Raw genomic sequence first — 16700 nt, 5'->3', positions numbered from 1 at the left:
AACGTTAGTTTATTTTAAACATATGAATAAAGTTTTTGTATTAACTGGCTATAAATTATTTTGGCCCCAATCATTCAAAGTCTGCATGAGAGGAACAAGGCTCTTTCCTCTGGCTGTTAAATAGTATTTGGATTTGAAGGGAGCTTTATCGCCGACGAGATTATTGGAAACGAGCTCTGCAGAAATTAATGTTGCAAGTGATCTGGTTAGCATAATGTTTGTAATGCCAATGGTTCTGTTTTTTAGCTGATTAAAGCGGATCCCTTCTTCATTGTAAATCAGCCATAAAATATTAAGTTTCCATTTTCCTGCGACAAGATCCATTACTCTTGAAACACCGCAAGACCAGTCAGTAGTTGATTGCATGTTTTGACCTCTCTTTTTAGTAAATATCTAAGTTACAAAAATGTGCGTTCTAGTTAATACGTTAATTTGTAATTACAATAATTTTATACCGAAGAAGGGTCGTGCCGTCAATGAGTTTTTTGGATAAACTTGATAATAGAAGATCAATCCGTCATTTTATGCCGGATATAGAAATTAGTGAGCAGGAAATATTAGCAATTTTGAACCACGCAGCAAAAGCTCCCTCAAATAATAATTCACAGCCTTGGAAAGTGATCGTTATCAAGAATCAAGCACTTAAAAATAAATTAAAAGAGTTGTCTTTTGGGCAAGCGCATGTTGCTTCAGCAGCAGCCGTTTTTCTAATATTAGGAGACAAAAGTTATTACGATATTAATAGACTGGTACGTTATAGTATTGAGCATCACCTGATCAATGAAGACCAAGCTGAAGATAAGCGCCAAAGGATCACAACATATTTTACGATGCATCCGGAAGATAAGGAAGTAGAAGGGTTAAGATTGGATGTGGGATTGTTCTGCATGAACCTAATGCACGTTCTGCGTGCTTTTGGATATGATTCAGTACCGATGAGAGGTGTCGATTTTAAGCAGCTTTGCCGTAGTTTAAATATTGCAGAAGAACTAACGCCAATCATGCTCTTACCAGTTGGCAAAGCACTTACTGGTGGACACCGACATATTAGAGAAAGTGCTCAAACTTTTACAACAATTATCAATTAGAAGGTAAATGACTGATCATATTTAATGATTTTTGATTTTTTTGAATAAACAGTCAAAAATAATTGTTGACTAAAAGGTCAAAAATAATTAGAATAGGATTATGGGAAGAAAAAGAAGTTTTCAGCAGGCTGAAGTAATAAAAGTTATCAGTAATATTTTTATTGAATATGGATTCGAAGGAACTTCCTTAGACGATCTAGTTAAGGGAACTGGGCTTCTTCGTGGGAGCCTCTATTCTGCCTTCGGTAGTAAACGAGGAATGTTTAGTACAGCATTGGTAGAAAATATTAAACAACGAAAGGATAGTGAAATAACGCTTAATTTGGTCATTATCGCAATGATGGAGCTAACTGCTCAGGACAAAGTGATCAGACAACTTGTGAAGCAATGGTTTGAAGAAAAAGACGCTGGGAATGGCGCCCAACTTTTAGGCAAGGCTATTTTGAATCGAAGTGGTTTATTAAGAAAGGAAGATTATGGTGGAAAATAAAGTAATGATTACAGATAACAAGCTGGTAGTTGTTCCGCAGGGGCTTAAAAAGCTATTTGCTGTCAAGGATCGGCTGGAGATACCGTTGGAAAATATTTCTGGGGCTACGATCGACGAAGGGATCCTTAATGAATCACGAGGAATTAAGGCCCCAGGAACAAGTATGCCAGGCTATTACGCTGGTACCTTCCACAAGGATGGAGAAAAGACCTTCTTCAATATTAAGCGGTCAAGTACTCCAGTTGTTATCCAGCTCCAACATGAAGAATATACACGTTTGGTGATCGGTGTAGAAGATGCACGTATGTTGGTTAATAAAATTAATAATACACTTGAGACACAGGCGTAACTTTGAAAGTTTGGTAAAAAAAGATACCACATGATGATACATCATCATGTGGTATCTTTTTTTACGTTAGTTGTACTTGCAGGAAGAATGGCGATTTTAATTGGATAAACACGGTTATCTGCTTCATCGAAAAGGCTGATTGGCTGATAGTCAGTTGCATCGATTCGAAGATGATAACCATAGTTATCTAAGAAAATAAGTTCTTTGGTGTCAATATGTTCAATTCTGCCAGGAAGTTTTCGTTTATCAATTACGACATCAAAAGTAGGGGTGATTTCTAGCTGATGAGTGCGCTGGCTGAGCTCATCTGAGAAGTTCCAAGTTCCAACATAAAGGGACGGTAAAATAACATCTTGATTACGATCGGAATCAATTGGACGATGATTAAAAAGATGTTTCTTTAGAAGTGAACCTAACTTCTGTATTTTTCCGGGTTTCATAATAAAGGGTGCCCCTCCTTGGATAAGTCTGAGTAGAAAATGGAACGGTGTAAATTGCCACGAATCTTTAGGTCTAATATACCATCTTTTATGAGAACAAAATAGATAATCAATCTAAATTTAACAGTAACATGATGAAAATGAAATATTGTAGTCATGATATTGTTTCTGTAATAATTATGTTAAAGAGATGAAATCTGTAATATATACGCAGTACCCAATTTCTGCTACAATAACAAAGAGAAAGCGATTAAAAAGGAGGAGTTCAGATGTTAAAGTTAGGGATTATTGGGACTAACTGGATAACAGAACAATTTATTGATGCGGTACTTGAGACTAAAGAGTGGCAACTAACAAGTATTTATTCACGAACCTTACCCAAAGCTAAGGCTTTTGCTGAAAAGTTTACTGACAAAGCTGAGTATTTTACTGAATTAGATAAGTTTTTTGCAGAAGGAAACTTTGAAGTTGTTTATATTGCTTCCCCTAATAGTCTGCATTTTGAACAATCACGTGCTGCGATTTTAGCAGGTAAACATGTAATTGTCGAAAAACCAGCATGTTCAAATCCGCAAGAGATGCGGCAGATCATCAAGTTACTGCGTCAGAATCGTGGTGTGTGCTATTTTGAAGCTGCACGTCATCTCCATGAGCGGAATTTTAAGATGCTAAAGCAACAGATAAAGGAAATGGATGTTATTCAAGGTGCCTCCCTGACGTATATGAAGTATTCATCCCGGTATGAAAGCTTCTTAGCAGGAAATGAACCTAATATCTTTTCACCGCACTTCTCAGGGGGAGCTTTACAAGATTTAGGCGTTTACCTTGTTTATAATGCGGTCTCATGGTTTGGAGTACCTGACGAAGTAAACTATTATCCAACTAAGTTGCGTAATGGAATTGATGGGAAAGGGACCGCGGTTCTGCGTTATACTGATTATCAAGTCGTGCTAACTTGTGGGAAGACTGCTAATTCTTACTTGACAAGTGAAGTGTACGGGTTAAAGGAAACGTTAATAATGGATAATGCGGCTGAACTTAAAAAAATTACTTTATTAGACGGCCAAGGAAATCAACGTGATTTGACCCAAGAGGTCGATCGCAACCCTATGCTATCAGAAGTACAAGACTTTACCAGTGTTTTAAAAGATCCAACTTCATTAGATTCAAAGCAGCAAATGGATGATTGGTTAGCGATTGCCATCCAGGTAAACCGTGTTTTATATGATTTGCGGATGAGTGCAGATTTATATTTTGACGCGGATTCAAAACATTTAGTATAAAGAGGAAAAAATGAATCCAAAATTAGAAACTTTTTTTAAAGAGCAAGGTTTTACGAAACTTTCACCTATTCAAGAAAAAACTTACCCGTTACTTAGTACGGGACATAATATCTTGGGCTTAGCCCCAACGGGATCAGGAAAGACATTGGCTTATACAATCCCCCTGATTGAACAGGTGACAGGTGGTGCTGGAACTCAATTAATGATTGTTGCACCTTCACAAGAATTAGCCGCACAGCTAACGGATGTGGTTCGAAAGTGGGCTAAGGTACTGGAATTGAAGACAGTTGCACTGATCGGTGGGGCGAATGTAAGGCGTCAGATTGAAAAGCTAAAAAAGCACCCTGAAATTGTTGTGGGAACACCGGGGCGAATGCTGGAGCTAACGGAAGCTAAGAAATTAAAGCTGCATAAATTACGTGCAGTTGTTTTGGATGAGACTGACGAGTTATTGACCGATGAGACATTGGTTTCTTGCCGTGAATTGATTAGTCATGGACCTGCGCGGGTTCAATTATCCTTCTTCTCAGCTACTAAAACGGTAATTATGAATGAATTGCCACGTTGGTTTGGTGTAGAGGTTAAGGAAGTAGATGTTCGTTCAAGTGACCGGACTCAAGGGCAAGTGACACATTACCTACTTGAAACACCAGTCCGCAAACGGGTGGATACTTTAAGAAAACTAGCGCATCTTAATGATTTTTATGCATTAGTTTTCTTTAAACAAGTCGCAACAATTCAAGCCGCAGCTGAAAAATTGCACTATCTTGGTGTTAAAGCGGCAGTGCTGGATGGTCAACAACGTCAGGTACAACGAGAACAGGCCTTGCGTGATTTACGGCAGAGAAAAGTTTCATTGTTGCTGACGACTGATGTTGCGGCACGCGGGTTAGATATTGAACAGCTGCCAGCTGTTGTTAACTTCGATTTGCCTAAGGATGCTAATACCTATATTCATCGAGTCGGTCGTACTGGTCGCATGGGAGCTACCGGAACAGTTATCAATTTAGGTAACGAACATGATTTGCGTCACTTTAAACAATTACTGGCACATGAAAACTATACTTTGTGTGAAGGCTATTTGTATAAAGGCAAACTTGTTGATGAAGAAAAGTTTGCCGCCGCGAAGCAAGCCGTTACAGATCAACCTGAAAAGAGTAAACCGAAAGTAAAGAAAAAAACTAAAAACAAATATAAGGCTGATTTATTCAAGAAGAAAGAATCAGTTCAAGCACCCAAAAAGCATAAAAAGAAAAAACGCAAACGACAACAACTAAATAAGGGTAAGCATGATAAAAAGAAAAATTAGGCTTCTTTTAGTTACTGAGTGTCTTTTTCCGTTCTAATTAATACGCCGTAATAGTATTGACTTTAATGAGATAAGTTTTTATACTTATATGGTTGTTAGTTATTATGGATTTGCGCTTGTAGCTCAGCAGGATAGAGCGACCGCCTCCTAAGCGGTAGGTCATCGGTTCGATTCCGATCAAGCGCATTATTAAGCTTAAAAGGGTTGTGTCCTAATTTGTTTGGGCACAACCCTTTTAGCCGTCTAAAAAGAAGGTGGAGATACCAGTAAATAGTTCTAACACTGTGCTTAATTTACAATAAGAATTTCTGAAATAAATAATTTGTAGTACAATGTTGGTGAAGATTAATATATTGGAGTTGGTTGTTTTTGAAGAAAATAAAAGTAATGACAGTTTTTGGTACACGCCCAGAAGCAATTAAGATGGCTCCGCTAGTCTTGAAGCTTAAAAAAAATAGTAGTTTTGAAGCTTTGACTGTTGTTACGGCACAACACCGTGAGATGCTTGACCAGGTCTTACAGACATTTTGTATTCAGCCTGATTATGATTTGAACATTATGCATGCTAATCAGACACTTGGTGAAATAACGGCTAGTGTTCTGCAGTTGCTTGATCAGGTAATTGCTGAAAAGAGACCTGATATTATTTTAGTTCATGGCGACACAACTACAACATTTGCAGCCAGCATGGCAGCTTTTTATCGCAGAATTCCTTTGGGTCATGTTGAGGCGGGGTTACGAACCTGGAATAAATACTCACCGTATCCGGAGGAGATGAACCGCCAAATGACAGATGTTTTAAGTGATTTATACTTTGCGCCTACTAAACAAAGTAAAGATAATTTGCTTAAAGAAGGACATCCTGAAGAAAAAATATTTATAACTGGGAATACTGCGATCGATGCATTAGAAAAGACGATCCATAAGAGTTATGAACATGATGTCCTAACAAAGATAGATCCAGAACATAAAATTGTTTTATTGACGATGCACCGGCGTGAAAACCAAGGGACCCCGATGAAAAATGTTTTTACGGCTGTCCGTGAGGTTCTTCAAACACATCCAGATGTCGATGTTATTTACCCATTGCATCTAAACCCTAAAGTGCGTAAGATTGCGTATGATATTTTGGGAAATAATGAGCAGGTTCATTTGATTGAGCCGTTAGATGTTGTTAATTTTCATAATCTTAGTGCTAAAAGTTTCTTTATCATGACTGACTCTGGCGGAGTGCAAGAAGAGGCACCTGCGCTAGGAAAGCCTGTTTTAGTGTTACGTGATACGACGGAAAGACCTGAAGGTGTAACGGCAGGAACACTGAAGTTAGTTGGGACAGATTTAAATAATGTTAAAGAAGAAATGAATAAGTTACTGGATGATCGGGCAGCATATAAAGTAATGGCAGAAGCAACTAACCCATATGGTGATGGTCGTGCGGCTGCAAGAATAATTGAAAGCCTGAGCTACTTTTTTGGAATACAAAAAAAACGCCCACTGGATTTTCAATAGTTTTTTATAGGAGGAATCAGTGTGAGTGAACAAGAGGTAGACCGTTTTGGTTTCGGCATTGAAGAACATGTGTTTAATCGTTATTTTTCAAGATATACGATCACGCTCAGATATTATCCTGAATTATTTAACCTTATCGAGAAACATCCAGACATTGAGAATACTAGGACGATTTCTTCAAATATGAATATTGTTTTCGCAATTTTACGTTATCAGGAGATGACGAAAGATTTGGTTAACTTACAAGCCGTCAGCAATACAAATGAAACTGATGATAAGATATCTGAGGAAGTGCGGGAACTTCGTGAAATCATTGATATGCTGGAACATTTAAAATATACGATTGCCCACGATCCTGAAGCATCTCATGGAGGAACAGCAATCAAAGAAAAAGTTTTAGATTTGAATCATTTTAGAAAATATTAGTAACAAAATAAAAAGGACTTGAGTTGATAGTTTAACTCAAGTCCCTTTTTAGCTATTAATTAGTTAGTAGTAATTAAATTTATGCTTTATTTTTAGTGCGTGCAGCTTTTTGCTTGCGGGCAATACTATTCTTTAGCCAGAATAATAAGCAAGTAGTCGTCAGTACAGCTAAAGTCCATAAACTAATTTGCTTACCAAGCTTTAATCCAGGTGTTTGGTAAGTTAGTTTTATTTTATGCTGACCAGAATGAAGCTTAAGACCAATGAAAGCAGTATTAGTTTTAGTGATAGGGAGCGGCTGACCATTATCGGTAGCACTCCAGCCCTTGGAATATGGAATTGATGAAGTTAAGATCCCAGTCCGTGTCGTTTTAATAATACCTGTAACTTCATTGCGGGAAAAGTGGAGGTGTCGTAGTCTCTTCTTTTGAATTTCTTTAACTTCACTAAAGTACTGGCTATCTAGTTTTTCAGCTGTGACGCGGAGTTTAAAATGGTAGTTGCCAATTTTAGAAGGCGTCAGTGTTAGGCTAGTTGGCAAAGTTGGGAAGTACCCTAGATTGAGAACTCCATTACTGATCGTTTTATAAAACGAAAGTTCATTTTGCTTTGGCTGTTTCAGCGTACCAGTTGTTAAGGGTGAAGTGACAGTTAAGGCGAAGCTATTGTCTGGTGTCCCTTGGAGGATATGATAACGCAGATTTTGATAGTAGCTCAGTGAATCATTCAAGGTTAAGGGACTATTGATTGAAATAGCATGTCGTTTTTGTTGTTCCAGACGCAATTGTTCACTTAATGTCACTGGCGTATAACTGAGATTACTGATTTCTAAGTGCAATTCAGAATTTTGGTAGGTAGCTGGATTTTTAAGAATAATCAGGTAAGATTCGGCACTGTCTTTACGCTCAATATGATTTGGAGAAACAAGGTTACCACGGCTAGAAATTAACTGATAGTCAATTTGGTGGACTTTATTTTTGATAACAGCTTTTTTTAAGGGACTGATTTTTGTAGTGTCCAAGAAGACGCCCACGGCTAGAGCACGTTCCTTCTGAGTAGGTGTCAGTTTAGAATAAGTACTTTTGGAAAAAGCACTGCCCTGCCAGTACAATAGTGGAAAGGCGTAATTAGTTTGATATCTGCGAGTCTGTTTGTTTTGAGTATCATCTTGGTTAGCATCGGAGATTAGGGAGCTGACCTTATCCAATGTGTAACCAGCAGGAATTTTTTGATCATTGGTGTGATTAAGCTGGGTAAATAAGTAACGAACACCAAAGAAGTTTTCAAGCACGGTTCGATCATCAAGCTGGCCTAAAGGGATGTTAGCCTCAAATTGTGAATTCTGCATCGTGTTAGCAAAAGTTCCGATATTTTTATTCTGAAGTGAATAATAAGAATTGATAGAATTCATTTTATTAGGTAAGGTGTTGTACATATGAAAACCATTACCTAAAGAATAGTTATTACTAATGGTTGAAACACGATAAGTAGCGGTCTTTTTTAAATCACTATCAAGTCCAGCGTAACGTTGTGAGCTAAGCTTCTTGTAAGCCCCTAAAGGCAACATTTCATTTGAATAACCACCATTATAAGGTGCTTCAAAGTAAACAGCATTTAAGATGACGTTGATTAAAACAACAACTAAGAATAGGTGGTGTGTCTTGCTGTTAGACTGGGTTACAGAAACTTTAAGAGCACTATAAGTTACGAATAAGAATAAGAGCGGAATAAAGATTTTTTCATCGTTTTGAAAATAATAACAGCAAATAATAAAAATAACATAGATTATAAGTGAATTTCGAAATAAGCGCAGCATCTTAGGTGAAAGCTGTGAAACCTTGGTAATCAAAAGACAGCAAGCGATCGCAAGTGGCAGTGCCAACATTAATGTCCAGCGGTTAGAAGGGGACATAAAACCATTAAAAGAAGCACCGAAAAAGGGAAATAATAGCATGACGCCGCCAATAATAAAACTACTTGCCAGTAAAGGGTAGTGCCGCCATTTGGCGAGAATATAGATAATGGCAAAGAAAACAAGACTGGCAAAGCCTAATGCACTCCAAAAATAAAAATCACGGTTACCACCATTGATTAACTGTGAAGGTAGTGCAAGATAATAATAAAAGGGATAGAGCGTGAGGCCATTAGCAAAACTACTTCCGCTACGAGTTGAGCTTTGGACAGCGATTATTTCTGGGATCAAAACAACAGCTGTCAGACATAAACTCAAGATAGTACAAAAAGCTAGTTTGAAAAAAGTAGGTAAGAATGTCAGTCGATGACGATAATAAAGTAAATAACGCAGTACAAGGTAGATGATAGCACCAATTCCGAGCATATATGCAAAATAAAAATTATTAAACAACATCCAGCAAAAGACGACAACTAGTGGCCAACTGGATAATCCTTGTAAGACACGCTCAAGAGCGATAATTAAGAGTGGAAAAATAATAAATGGAATCGTAAAAAAAGGCTGGGCAATATTTGAATAAAGTAAAAAAGCATTGAAGACATAAATAAGTGCTCCTGTGATAATAACAGGCTGAGTGAATTTGAAATGTGCAGCAAAGAAGCAAAAGACGGCACCCGCACAGTAAAGGCGTAGAACGATTAAAAATTGATATGCAAACACAATTTTACTGGCAGGAAATAATAGTGTTAGGTAACTAAAAAGATCCCCCAAAACATAGTAACTGTAAATTTGAAAAAGATCGCCGCCAGCACCAAGCTGCCAAGACCACTGTGGTAATTGTTGGGATGGATTATGTAAAAATGAACGCAGTAAGTGTTGATAATTTTGCAGCAGCGGTAAGTGCTGCTGTGCACCGTCGAGTCGCCAGATAAGTGAGTGTCCGGTCAGCAAATAAGTCCCATAAACAAAAAGTGAGACAAGTAAAAAGATTGCGGTGTATTTAAGATATAGTGAACTAGTATATTTTTTTTTAAAGGAAAACTGCACAAAAAGCCCCTCCTGACTATCTTCAAGTATTGTACATTACAAACAAGGCTTGTGTGAAGTCAAGGTGGGGCTATTTAAAGCTTCTATTACTTTTAAGATTAACTAATTAGTGCAAATGCCAGTTAGTATTGAAAAACTACTGCTTATTTTTAGTATATGTTTCGGCTAGTGAAGCAGCAAAGTTTTCTAATTGTTTAATATCTTCGTCTGAATCAGGTGCAAGGTTAATTTTTAAACTTGTAGCTCCCTTGGTAGCACCGGCTTGCGCAAAGGCTTTATCAAACTTATCAACTGCTACACAGTAATATTCACCGTAGAAAGTGTCACCAGAACCTGCAACACCGTATACTTTACCCTTGAGATCAAGTTCAGCGAGATCTTCGAAGAAATCCATGCCTTCGTCTGGAAGAGCACCTTCGTCATAGGTGTAAGGTGTAACGACACAGATATCAACATCTTCAAAATCCATTGCGTCACACTGTGAGATCTCTTCAGTATCAACTTCAATTCCCTTATTCTCAAGGGCTTCGGAAATAATATCAGCTACATCTTCATTGTTACCAGTAATGGATGCAAAAACAACTTTGGCTTTAACCATTGGAATACCTTCTTTCATATGTATTACTGTAGAACATTATAACAGATAATACAGGAAACGTATGGTAACGATCACTATCAGTGACAAGTAATAAACTTATTGCGCTATTTTCAAGAATTTAAGTTATAATGGATAGTGAAAATAATTAGGAGGAATTTAGAAATAATGATTACATTAAAATCACCACGTGAAATTAAGGAAATGCAAAGATCTGGTGCGATCCTTGCAGGGATGCATATTGGACTTAGAAATATTATCAAACCAGGGATCTCTAGCTGGGAAATTGAAAAATTCGCTTTGAAGTATTATAAGGAACATGATGCGATTGCAGAGCAAATCGGTTTTGAAGGATACAAGTATGCAACTTGTATTAGTGTCAACGATGAGATTTGTCATGGTTTCCCGCGTAAAAACTTAATTTTAAAAGATGGCGATCTAATAAAGGTTGATACGGTTGTTAATTATCATGGGGCTATGAGTGACTCATGCTGGTCTTACGTTGTCGGTAAGTCAACACCTGAAATTGATCGTTTGATGAAAGTTACTAAGGATGCTTTGTATCTAGGGATTGACCAAGCACAAGTTGGAAATCGGATTGGCGATATTGGGGCTGTTATTCAGCACTTTACAGAAGATCAGAATGGCTATGGTGACGTACGTGAATTTATCGGTCATGGCATTGGGCCGACAATGCATGAGAGTCCTAATGTTCCACATTATGGTGAAGCAGGGAAAGGCTTACGTTTAAGAGCCGGGATGACAATCACGATAGAACCAATGATCAATATTGGGACCTGGAAGGCTGAAATGGATGATCCTAATGGTTGGACTGCTCGAACAGCTGATGGAAGTCTATCTTGTCAATATGAGCATACGCTAGCGATCACAAATGATGGACCAAAGATTCTGACTTCACAAGATCCAGAACGGGATAAGAAGTACTTATTGAAGTAAATACTAAAACAGTAAGTCGAGACTTTTGCTGTCTGCGTAAGTTTGAGGGCAAGATTGTAAAAAGATTTTTTACTTGTTTTGCCTATTAAAAATGCTATAATAATCTATGTATTCTGATAACGCTAACAGATAAGGAGCTATTGTAATGAAAGTTAGAAAAGCTGTTATACCAGCGGCTGGATTAGGAACACGTTTTCTCCCAGCAACCAAAGCTTTAGCAAAAGAAATGTTACCAATAATTGATAAACCGACGATTCAGTATATTGTTGAGGAAGCAAAAAAATCAGGTATTGAAGATATCCTCGTTGTCACAGGAAAAGGAAAACGTCCAATTGAAGATCACTTTGATTCTGTGCCAGAACTTGAACAGAACTTAAAGGAAAAGGGTAAGACTGAGTTATTGAAGTTAGTTGAACAAACAACTGATATTAACTTATATTTTATTCGCCAATCACATCCACGCGGACTTGGGGATGCTGTCTTGATGGCTAAAGACTTTGTTGGGAATGAACCATTTGTTGTAATGTTGGGTGATGACTTGATGCGGGATAAGGTTCCGTTGACCAAGCAGTTGATTGATCGTTATGATCAAACACATGCCTCAACACTTGCAGTAATGAATGTGCCGCATGATGAGGTTTATAAATACGGTGTGATTGATCCTGGTTCTGAAACAAGCAAGGGCTTATACGATGTTAAGAAATTTGTTGAGAAACCAGATGTTGATAAAGCACCAAGTGACTTAGCAATTATTGGGCGTTACTTACTGACACCTGAAATCTTCGGAATGCTTGAAACACAAAAACCGGGTGCTGGAAATGAGATTCAGTTAACTGACGCAATCGATCGTTTGAACAAGATTCAACGCGTCTTTGCACATGAATTTAAGGGCGAGCGGTTTGATGTCGGCTATAAATTCGGTTACTTGAAGACTTCAATCCAATTTGGACTTGAACATCCTGAAGTTAAAGATGATTTACGTGCGTATATCAAGGAACTATCGAAAAACTTAAAATAAGTTTTATCTAAATAGTGCTAAAAGAGTACCAGGGGCAAGGTAACTGTTTGCTCCTGGTTTCTTTTTTTATACATAAGTAATATTTTTATTGAAATTATTTGATTTATATTTAATAATTATCTATGATGAGTGGAAGTTTATTTTTTAAGATGCAGGGGGAAATATAATGGCAAGGAAGAGGACACATCGCAGTTACAAGAAAGTAATGTGGAGTATCGCAGTAATTATGATTATTTTAGTACTAGGTTTCTTGGGTTGGAAAAATGAAAATATTCGTGCACGCTTGAATAGTTCTTTTAGTGATAACAAAAGTGCGCAAAAGGCAGAGTACAAGAAACAACAGAGTATCGCTAAAAAGAAATATGGAACTGAACAGAGTTCAGAACAGGCAGATAAAACAAGCGCTAAAAGCTCAAGTAAAGAAGAGGCTTCAGAGACTGCAAAGACTGCTTCAAATAGTGAGAAAACAACGACAACTAAAAGCAGTACAAATAAAGCTAAGGCACATCAAACATATATCGTGAAATATGGTGATAGTTTGACTATTATAGCTGAAAAATATCATACGACACCAACTAAATTAATGAAGCTAAATAATTTGGATAACGGAACGATCAATCCGGGGGCTAAACTAATTGTTCCAAGTACTAAAGGAACAACTGCAACATCGGCCAATACTGATGATGAATAAGAGATCGTTTATTAAATAGTAAAGACATTCAATGCAAGTTAAGTGACGCAGAAGAGTAATTATGGTAATCTTGGCCCGGGTCTTCCTAGTAAGCAAGGTATGTATTTGGCGATGGGATGGGGGGTGGCAATAATAAAAAAAAGTGGTTGGAAAGAAATAATCAAAGTAACGAAGGCCGTATTTCAACGAGCAACTGATATTGATATCAGTAATACTTCAATTGTAATTGCTTATTACTCCCTATTAGCTTTTTTTCCTTCAATTATTCTAGTAGGGAATATTTTGCCCCTACTGAATGTGAAAGCAGAGACAATTTTATCTTATTTAGAAACAGCAGTTCCAGCTACGATCTACGCTACATTACATCCGATAGTAGATTCTTTTCTAAATAGAGGAAGCGGTGGTCTGATTTCAATCAGTGCTCTAGTAGCATTATGGGCGGCTAGTAAGGGGATTAACGCTTTAAAGCTAGCGATGAATAATGCTTATGATGTTGAGGATTCTCAAGGAGCAGTTACGGCGAGAATAATTTCTTTTGCTATAACAATTGTTTTTGCAATCTTACTGATTCTAATTATTATCCTATTTAGTTTTGGGCAAATGGTTTTAAGTTACATTACACCGATTTTGAATTTACCAGTTGAGTTCGTCGGTATCTTCAGCAAATTAAAGTGGCCGCTCACTTTTGGCGGATTATTTATTATTTTAAGTTTGATGTATTACTTCTTACCTAATGCCAAGTTGCATTTAACCCTAGTCTTTCCGGGCGCTTTATTAGCGACGTTTGGTTGGATCATCCTTGCGCAAGGGTTTTCGATTTATGTCAAGTACTTCGCGAAGTCCGTTTTAAGTTATGGGACGATTGGGACTTTCATCGTTCTTTTATTTTGGCTTAATTATTCTGGCTGGATTATTATGCTGGGGGCAAGTCTTAATGCGACTTTAGAATACCGACAGCACAATATTATTAAACCCAGAGAAGGAAAATTACGGAGATACTTGCGCAGCAACTATAATAATAAGAAATAAGTTCAATTTTAATGGCTGCAGTTAAAAAATTATCGTAAGCAATTATTTTAAAATAAAACCGCTCCTAAAACTGTGATGGACAGTCTTAGGGAGCGGTTTTTTTAGAGTATTAATTATTCTGTATAGTGAAAAACAAATACTATTTTTCCAAATCAAGTTGATCAACTTGGTTTAAACGGTAAGTTACAAGTTCAGAATTCGCTTTTTTAGTTAAACGAGATTCTTTTTATTCTGTGAGTGAAGCAAGTGTTTGTTCAATCTCATCCACTGAAAAACCTTTCCGATAGAGGGCTTGCTTAACTTTAAAGTAACGTTGTTTTGTAGAAAGAGACTGGTGTTTGTGCCATAATTTGGCTGCTTGGGTTTCAAGCAAGTGTTGCTCGATATCTGTGTTCTTAGTAAATGTAGTTTCTGCAATGATCGCACGGATTTCATCCCCCGAGAATCCTTTGGCTAAGAAGCGTTGTTTTATTTTTTGAATTCTTTTCTTGAATGGATAGCGGATGTACTGTTTTTCATATTTTGCTGCGAGCGTAATCCCTTTGTCTATCATATACGAGCTGTCATATTCAGATGCTGTTTTTTCAATATCCTTTTCAGGTACCCCCTTGCCGCGTAGGTTGTTACGGATAATTTTGAAACCTTTATCGGAAGTTTTCATCATAGTACGAATATAACTCTCAGCGTATTTTTGATCGTCAATAAGCCGCTCATTTACAAGTTTACTAAGAACCAGCTTAATTTTAGCGGGTGAGATCTCGTGCTTGGTCAAGTAAAGCGTTATTTCTTTTTCAGTTCGTAATTGAGATGAAAGGTATGTTAAAGCTTTTGAATATGCTTTAGAAGTCTCATCGGCATCTGTTAAAGTTGTGATTTGTTGTTTAGTCAGTTCTTGACCTTTAAACAAGCGATATTTAATAAAAACATCTTCACTGACCGCAAACGAATACGCACCGTCAAGATAGATATTAAAACGTCCTTTTCTTTTTTGAGCTTGGATCATTGTTATTTTCAAGACTTAACCATCCTTTAGCCGTAATATAGAAGTATTGTATTTATTATAACAATTTGGACTGAATTATAAAATATCTGTGAGTCATGCTATAATTATTAATAATATTTTAAAGGGAGAAACTAATGGTAGCAGACTATCGAGATAAAAATAAACAGCTGATCAAGGTTGGTCAGTGCTTTCCATTGACCATTAAGCGTTTGGGGATAAATGGTGAAGGCATTGGCTATTATAAGCATAAGGTGATTTTTGTTGCAGGAGCTTTAGTACAGGAAGTAATTGTTGCGGAAATTATTTCTGTTAGACCCAATTACGCGACTGCCAAAATTCATCGGATCAGGAAGCGCAGTCAAGATCGAATTGAGAAAAAAGATCAGTATGATGTTGGTGGAATTGAATTGGAGCACTTAAGATACACGCAGCAATTAGAATTTAAACGTGATGTGATCAGACAATCATTAGAGAAATTTAAACCAACTGGGTATAAGACATACAAGCTCTTGCCGACGATTGGGATGCAAACGCCATTTGAATATCGTAATAAGGCTCAATTTCAGGTGCGCAAGAATCAACAGGGACAAGTTATAGCCGGCTTATACCGCCGTAATAGTCATGATTTAGTCGCTTTGCCAACTTTTAGTACGCAGCGACCACTGACGATGCAAATTATGCGGACAGTATGTGAGATATTACAGGAATTGGAAATACCGATCTATGATGAAAAAAAGAATTCAGGAATTATCAAAACATTAGTCGTGCGTGAATCATGGGCAGAGAAAAATGCACAACTGACCTTTATCACTAATTCAACTAAATTACCACATAAAAAACAACTGTTAGAGAAAGTTGCAAGTCGGTTACCGATGATTGTTTCCGTAATGCAAAATATTAATCAAGGACGAGCTTCCCTTGTTTGGGGTGACAAAACTTTATGTCTGGCGGGGAAAGATTATCTCCTAGAAAAACTAGGTAATATTCAGTTTAAACTATCAGCACAGGCCTTTTTCCAATTGAACCCAGAACAAACAGAGAAGATGTATCTAGAAATAAAAAAAGCCTTGGCTTTAAAAAAAGATGAGCTTCTAATTGACGCATACTGTGGTGCGGGGACAATTGGTTTATTCGTTGCAGAACAGGCAAAAGAAGTTCGAGGGATGGATATTGTAGCGGCAGCTATTGCAGATGCACGTTTTAATGCACGATTGAACGGTTATACGAATACCCAGTATGTAACGGGAAAGGCCGAAGAGGTGATTCCAAAGTGGGTTGAAGAAGGGCTAGTTCCACATGCGTTAGTTGTAGATCCACCACGAACAGGTCTTGATAAACGACTGATAAAAACAATCTTAGAAGTTAAACCCACTAAGTTTGTATATGTTTCATGTAATCCATCAACTTTGGCACGTGATCTTGTTCAACTTACACGGGTCTATCGGGTAGACTATATTCAGTCAATTGATATGTTCCCACAAACTGCTAGATGTGAAGCAGTTGTTAAATTAATTCGAAAAAAATAGTAAGTAAGATAAATAGGTGCTAAGTTAA

General features: G+C 37.3%; 17 protein-coding genes and 1 tRNA gene. 13 read left to right on the top strand and 5 right to left on the bottom strand.

Features of this window, described 5'->3' with window-relative positions:
• Positions 1 to 48: 48 nt before the first annotated feature.
• The gene (locus tag FC81_RS09700) at positions 49 to 366 is read right to left on the bottom strand and encodes a winged helix-turn-helix transcriptional regulator (protein ID WP_057746323.1); all 318 of its coding nucleotides are present in this window, start codon (positions 364 to 366) and stop codon (positions 49 to 51) included.
• Between the two features lie 110 nt (positions 367 to 476).
• On the opposite strand from FC81_RS09700, the gene FC81_RS09695 reads away from it, so the two are divergent.
• The 3 genes from FC81_RS09695 to FC81_RS09685 all read left to right on the top strand — a co-directional run bounded on the left by FC81_RS09695 (position 477) and on the right by FC81_RS09685 (position 1927).
• Positions 477 to 1088, top strand: a complete 612-nt coding sequence (locus FC81_RS09695) for a nitroreductase family protein (protein ID WP_057746320.1) — start codon at positions 477 to 479, stop codon at positions 1086 to 1088.
• Positions 1089 to 1188: 100 nt separating this feature from the next.
• Entirely contained in the window at positions 1189 to 1578 is a 390-nt protein-coding gene (locus tag FC81_RS09690; RefSeq protein ID WP_057746317.1) for a TetR/AcrR family transcriptional regulator, read from the top strand.
• A complete protein-coding gene (locus FC81_RS09685) occupies positions 1565 to 1927 on the top strand; it encodes a PH domain-containing protein (protein ID WP_338041719.1) in 363 nt (120 codons plus the stop codon). The genes FC81_RS09690 and FC81_RS09685 overlap by 14 nt, the downstream gene beginning before the upstream one ends.
• 44 nt (positions 1928 to 1971) lie before the next feature.
• Here the strand turns inward: FC81_RS09685 and FC81_RS09680 are convergent, their stop codons facing one another.
• Positions 1972 to 2367: a DUF4828 domain-containing protein gene (locus FC81_RS09680; RefSeq protein WP_057746311.1), complete on the bottom strand. Its 396-nt coding sequence runs from the start codon at positions 2365 to 2367 to the stop codon at positions 1972 to 1974.
• A gap of 269 nt (positions 2368 to 2636) precedes the next feature.
• Between FC81_RS09680 and FC81_RS09675 the strand changes: the two genes are divergently transcribed.
• The 5 genes from FC81_RS09675 to FC81_RS09655 all read left to right on the top strand — a co-directional run bounded on the left by FC81_RS09675 (position 2637) and on the right by FC81_RS09655 (position 6894).
• Positions 2637 to 3650 carry a Gfo/Idh/MocA family protein gene (locus FC81_RS09675; protein ID WP_057746308.1) on the top strand — a complete coding sequence of 338 codons (1014 nt, stop codon included), beginning with the start codon at positions 2637 to 2639 and terminating at the stop codon, positions 3648 to 3650.
• Between the two features lie 10 nt (positions 3651 to 3660).
• Positions 3661 to 4959 (top strand): DEAD/DEAH box helicase, encoded by a 1299-nt coding sequence (locus FC81_RS09670; RefSeq protein ID WP_057746305.1) that lies wholly within the window; start codon positions 3661 to 3663, stop codon positions 4957 to 4959.
• Between the two features lie 112 nt (positions 4960 to 5071).
• Positions 5072 to 5145, top strand: a tRNA-Arg gene (locus tag FC81_RS09665).
• Positions 5146 to 5328: 183 nt separating this feature from the next.
• On the top strand, positions 5329 to 6468 hold the full coding sequence (gene wecB, locus FC81_RS09660) for a non-hydrolyzing UDP-N-acetylglucosamine 2-epimerase (protein WP_057746302.1): 1140 nt from the start codon (positions 5329 to 5331) through the stop codon (positions 6466 to 6468).
• Positions 6469 to 6489: 21 nt separating this feature from the next.
• Positions 6490 to 6894: a hypothetical protein gene (locus tag FC81_RS09655; RefSeq protein WP_057746300.1), complete on the top strand. Its 405-nt coding sequence runs from the start codon at positions 6490 to 6492 to the stop codon at positions 6892 to 6894.
• A 79-nt stretch (positions 6895 to 6973) separates the two neighbouring features.
• Here the strand turns inward: FC81_RS09655 and FC81_RS09650 are convergent, their stop codons facing one another.
• On the bottom strand, positions 6974 to 9853 hold the full coding sequence (locus tag FC81_RS09650) for a YfhO family protein (RefSeq protein WP_057746297.1): 2880 nt from the start codon (positions 9851 to 9853) through the stop codon (positions 6974 to 6976).
• 136 nt (positions 9854 to 9989) lie between these two features.
• Complete coding sequence (locus FC81_RS09645; protein ID WP_057746294.1) at positions 9990 to 10451, bottom strand: flavodoxin; 462 nt, start codon at positions 10449 to 10451, stop codon at positions 9990 to 9992.
• A gap of 165 nt (positions 10452 to 10616) precedes the next feature.
• Here FC81_RS09645 and map point away from each other — a divergent pair, with 165 nt between their 5' ends.
• The 4 genes from map (at position 10617) to FC81_RS09625 (ending at position 14143) form a co-directional block, all read left to right on the top strand.
• Complete coding sequence (gene map / locus FC81_RS09640) at positions 10617 to 11405, top strand: type I methionyl aminopeptidase (RefSeq protein WP_057746291.1); 789 nt, start codon at positions 10617 to 10619, stop codon at positions 11403 to 11405.
• 145 nt (positions 11406 to 11550) lie between these two features.
• Positions 11551 to 12423: a UTP--glucose-1-phosphate uridylyltransferase GalU gene (gene galU / locus FC81_RS09635; RefSeq protein ID WP_057746288.1), complete on the top strand. Its 873-nt coding sequence runs from the start codon at positions 11551 to 11553 to the stop codon at positions 12421 to 12423.
• A 166-nt stretch (positions 12424 to 12589) separates the two neighbouring features.
• Complete coding sequence (locus FC81_RS09630) at positions 12590 to 13114, top strand: LysM peptidoglycan-binding domain-containing protein (protein ID WP_057746284.1); 525 nt, start codon at positions 12590 to 12592, stop codon at positions 13112 to 13114.
• A gap of 123 nt (positions 13115 to 13237) precedes the next feature.
• Positions 13238 to 14143 (top strand): YihY/virulence factor BrkB family protein, encoded by a 906-nt coding sequence (locus FC81_RS09625; protein WP_235804679.1) that lies wholly within the window; start codon positions 13238 to 13240, stop codon positions 14141 to 14143.
• A gap of 226 nt (positions 14144 to 14369) precedes the next feature.
• On the opposite strand, the gene recX is transcribed toward FC81_RS09625, so the two are convergent.
• Positions 14370 to 15158 carry a recombination regulator RecX gene (gene recX, locus FC81_RS09620; protein ID WP_057746281.1) on the bottom strand — a complete coding sequence of 263 codons (789 nt, stop codon included), beginning with the start codon at positions 15156 to 15158 and terminating at the stop codon, positions 14370 to 14372.
• Between the two features lie 122 nt (positions 15159 to 15280).
• On the opposite strand from recX, the gene rlmD reads away from it, so the two are divergent.
• Positions 15281 to 16672, top strand: a complete 1392-nt coding sequence (gene rlmD / locus FC81_RS09615; protein ID WP_057746278.1) for a 23S rRNA (uracil(1939)-C(5))-methyltransferase RlmD — start codon at positions 15281 to 15283, stop codon at positions 16670 to 16672.
• Positions 16673 to 16700 lie beyond the last annotated feature (28 nt).

Source organism: Liquorilactobacillus capillatus DSM 19910 (assembly GCF_001434915.1).
GTDB lineage: Bacteria > Bacillota > Bacilli > Lactobacillales > Lactobacillaceae > Liquorilactobacillus > Liquorilactobacillus capillatus.
Note: the sequence above shows the minus strand (reverse complement) of the source record. Positions and strands in the feature narration are given on the sequence as shown.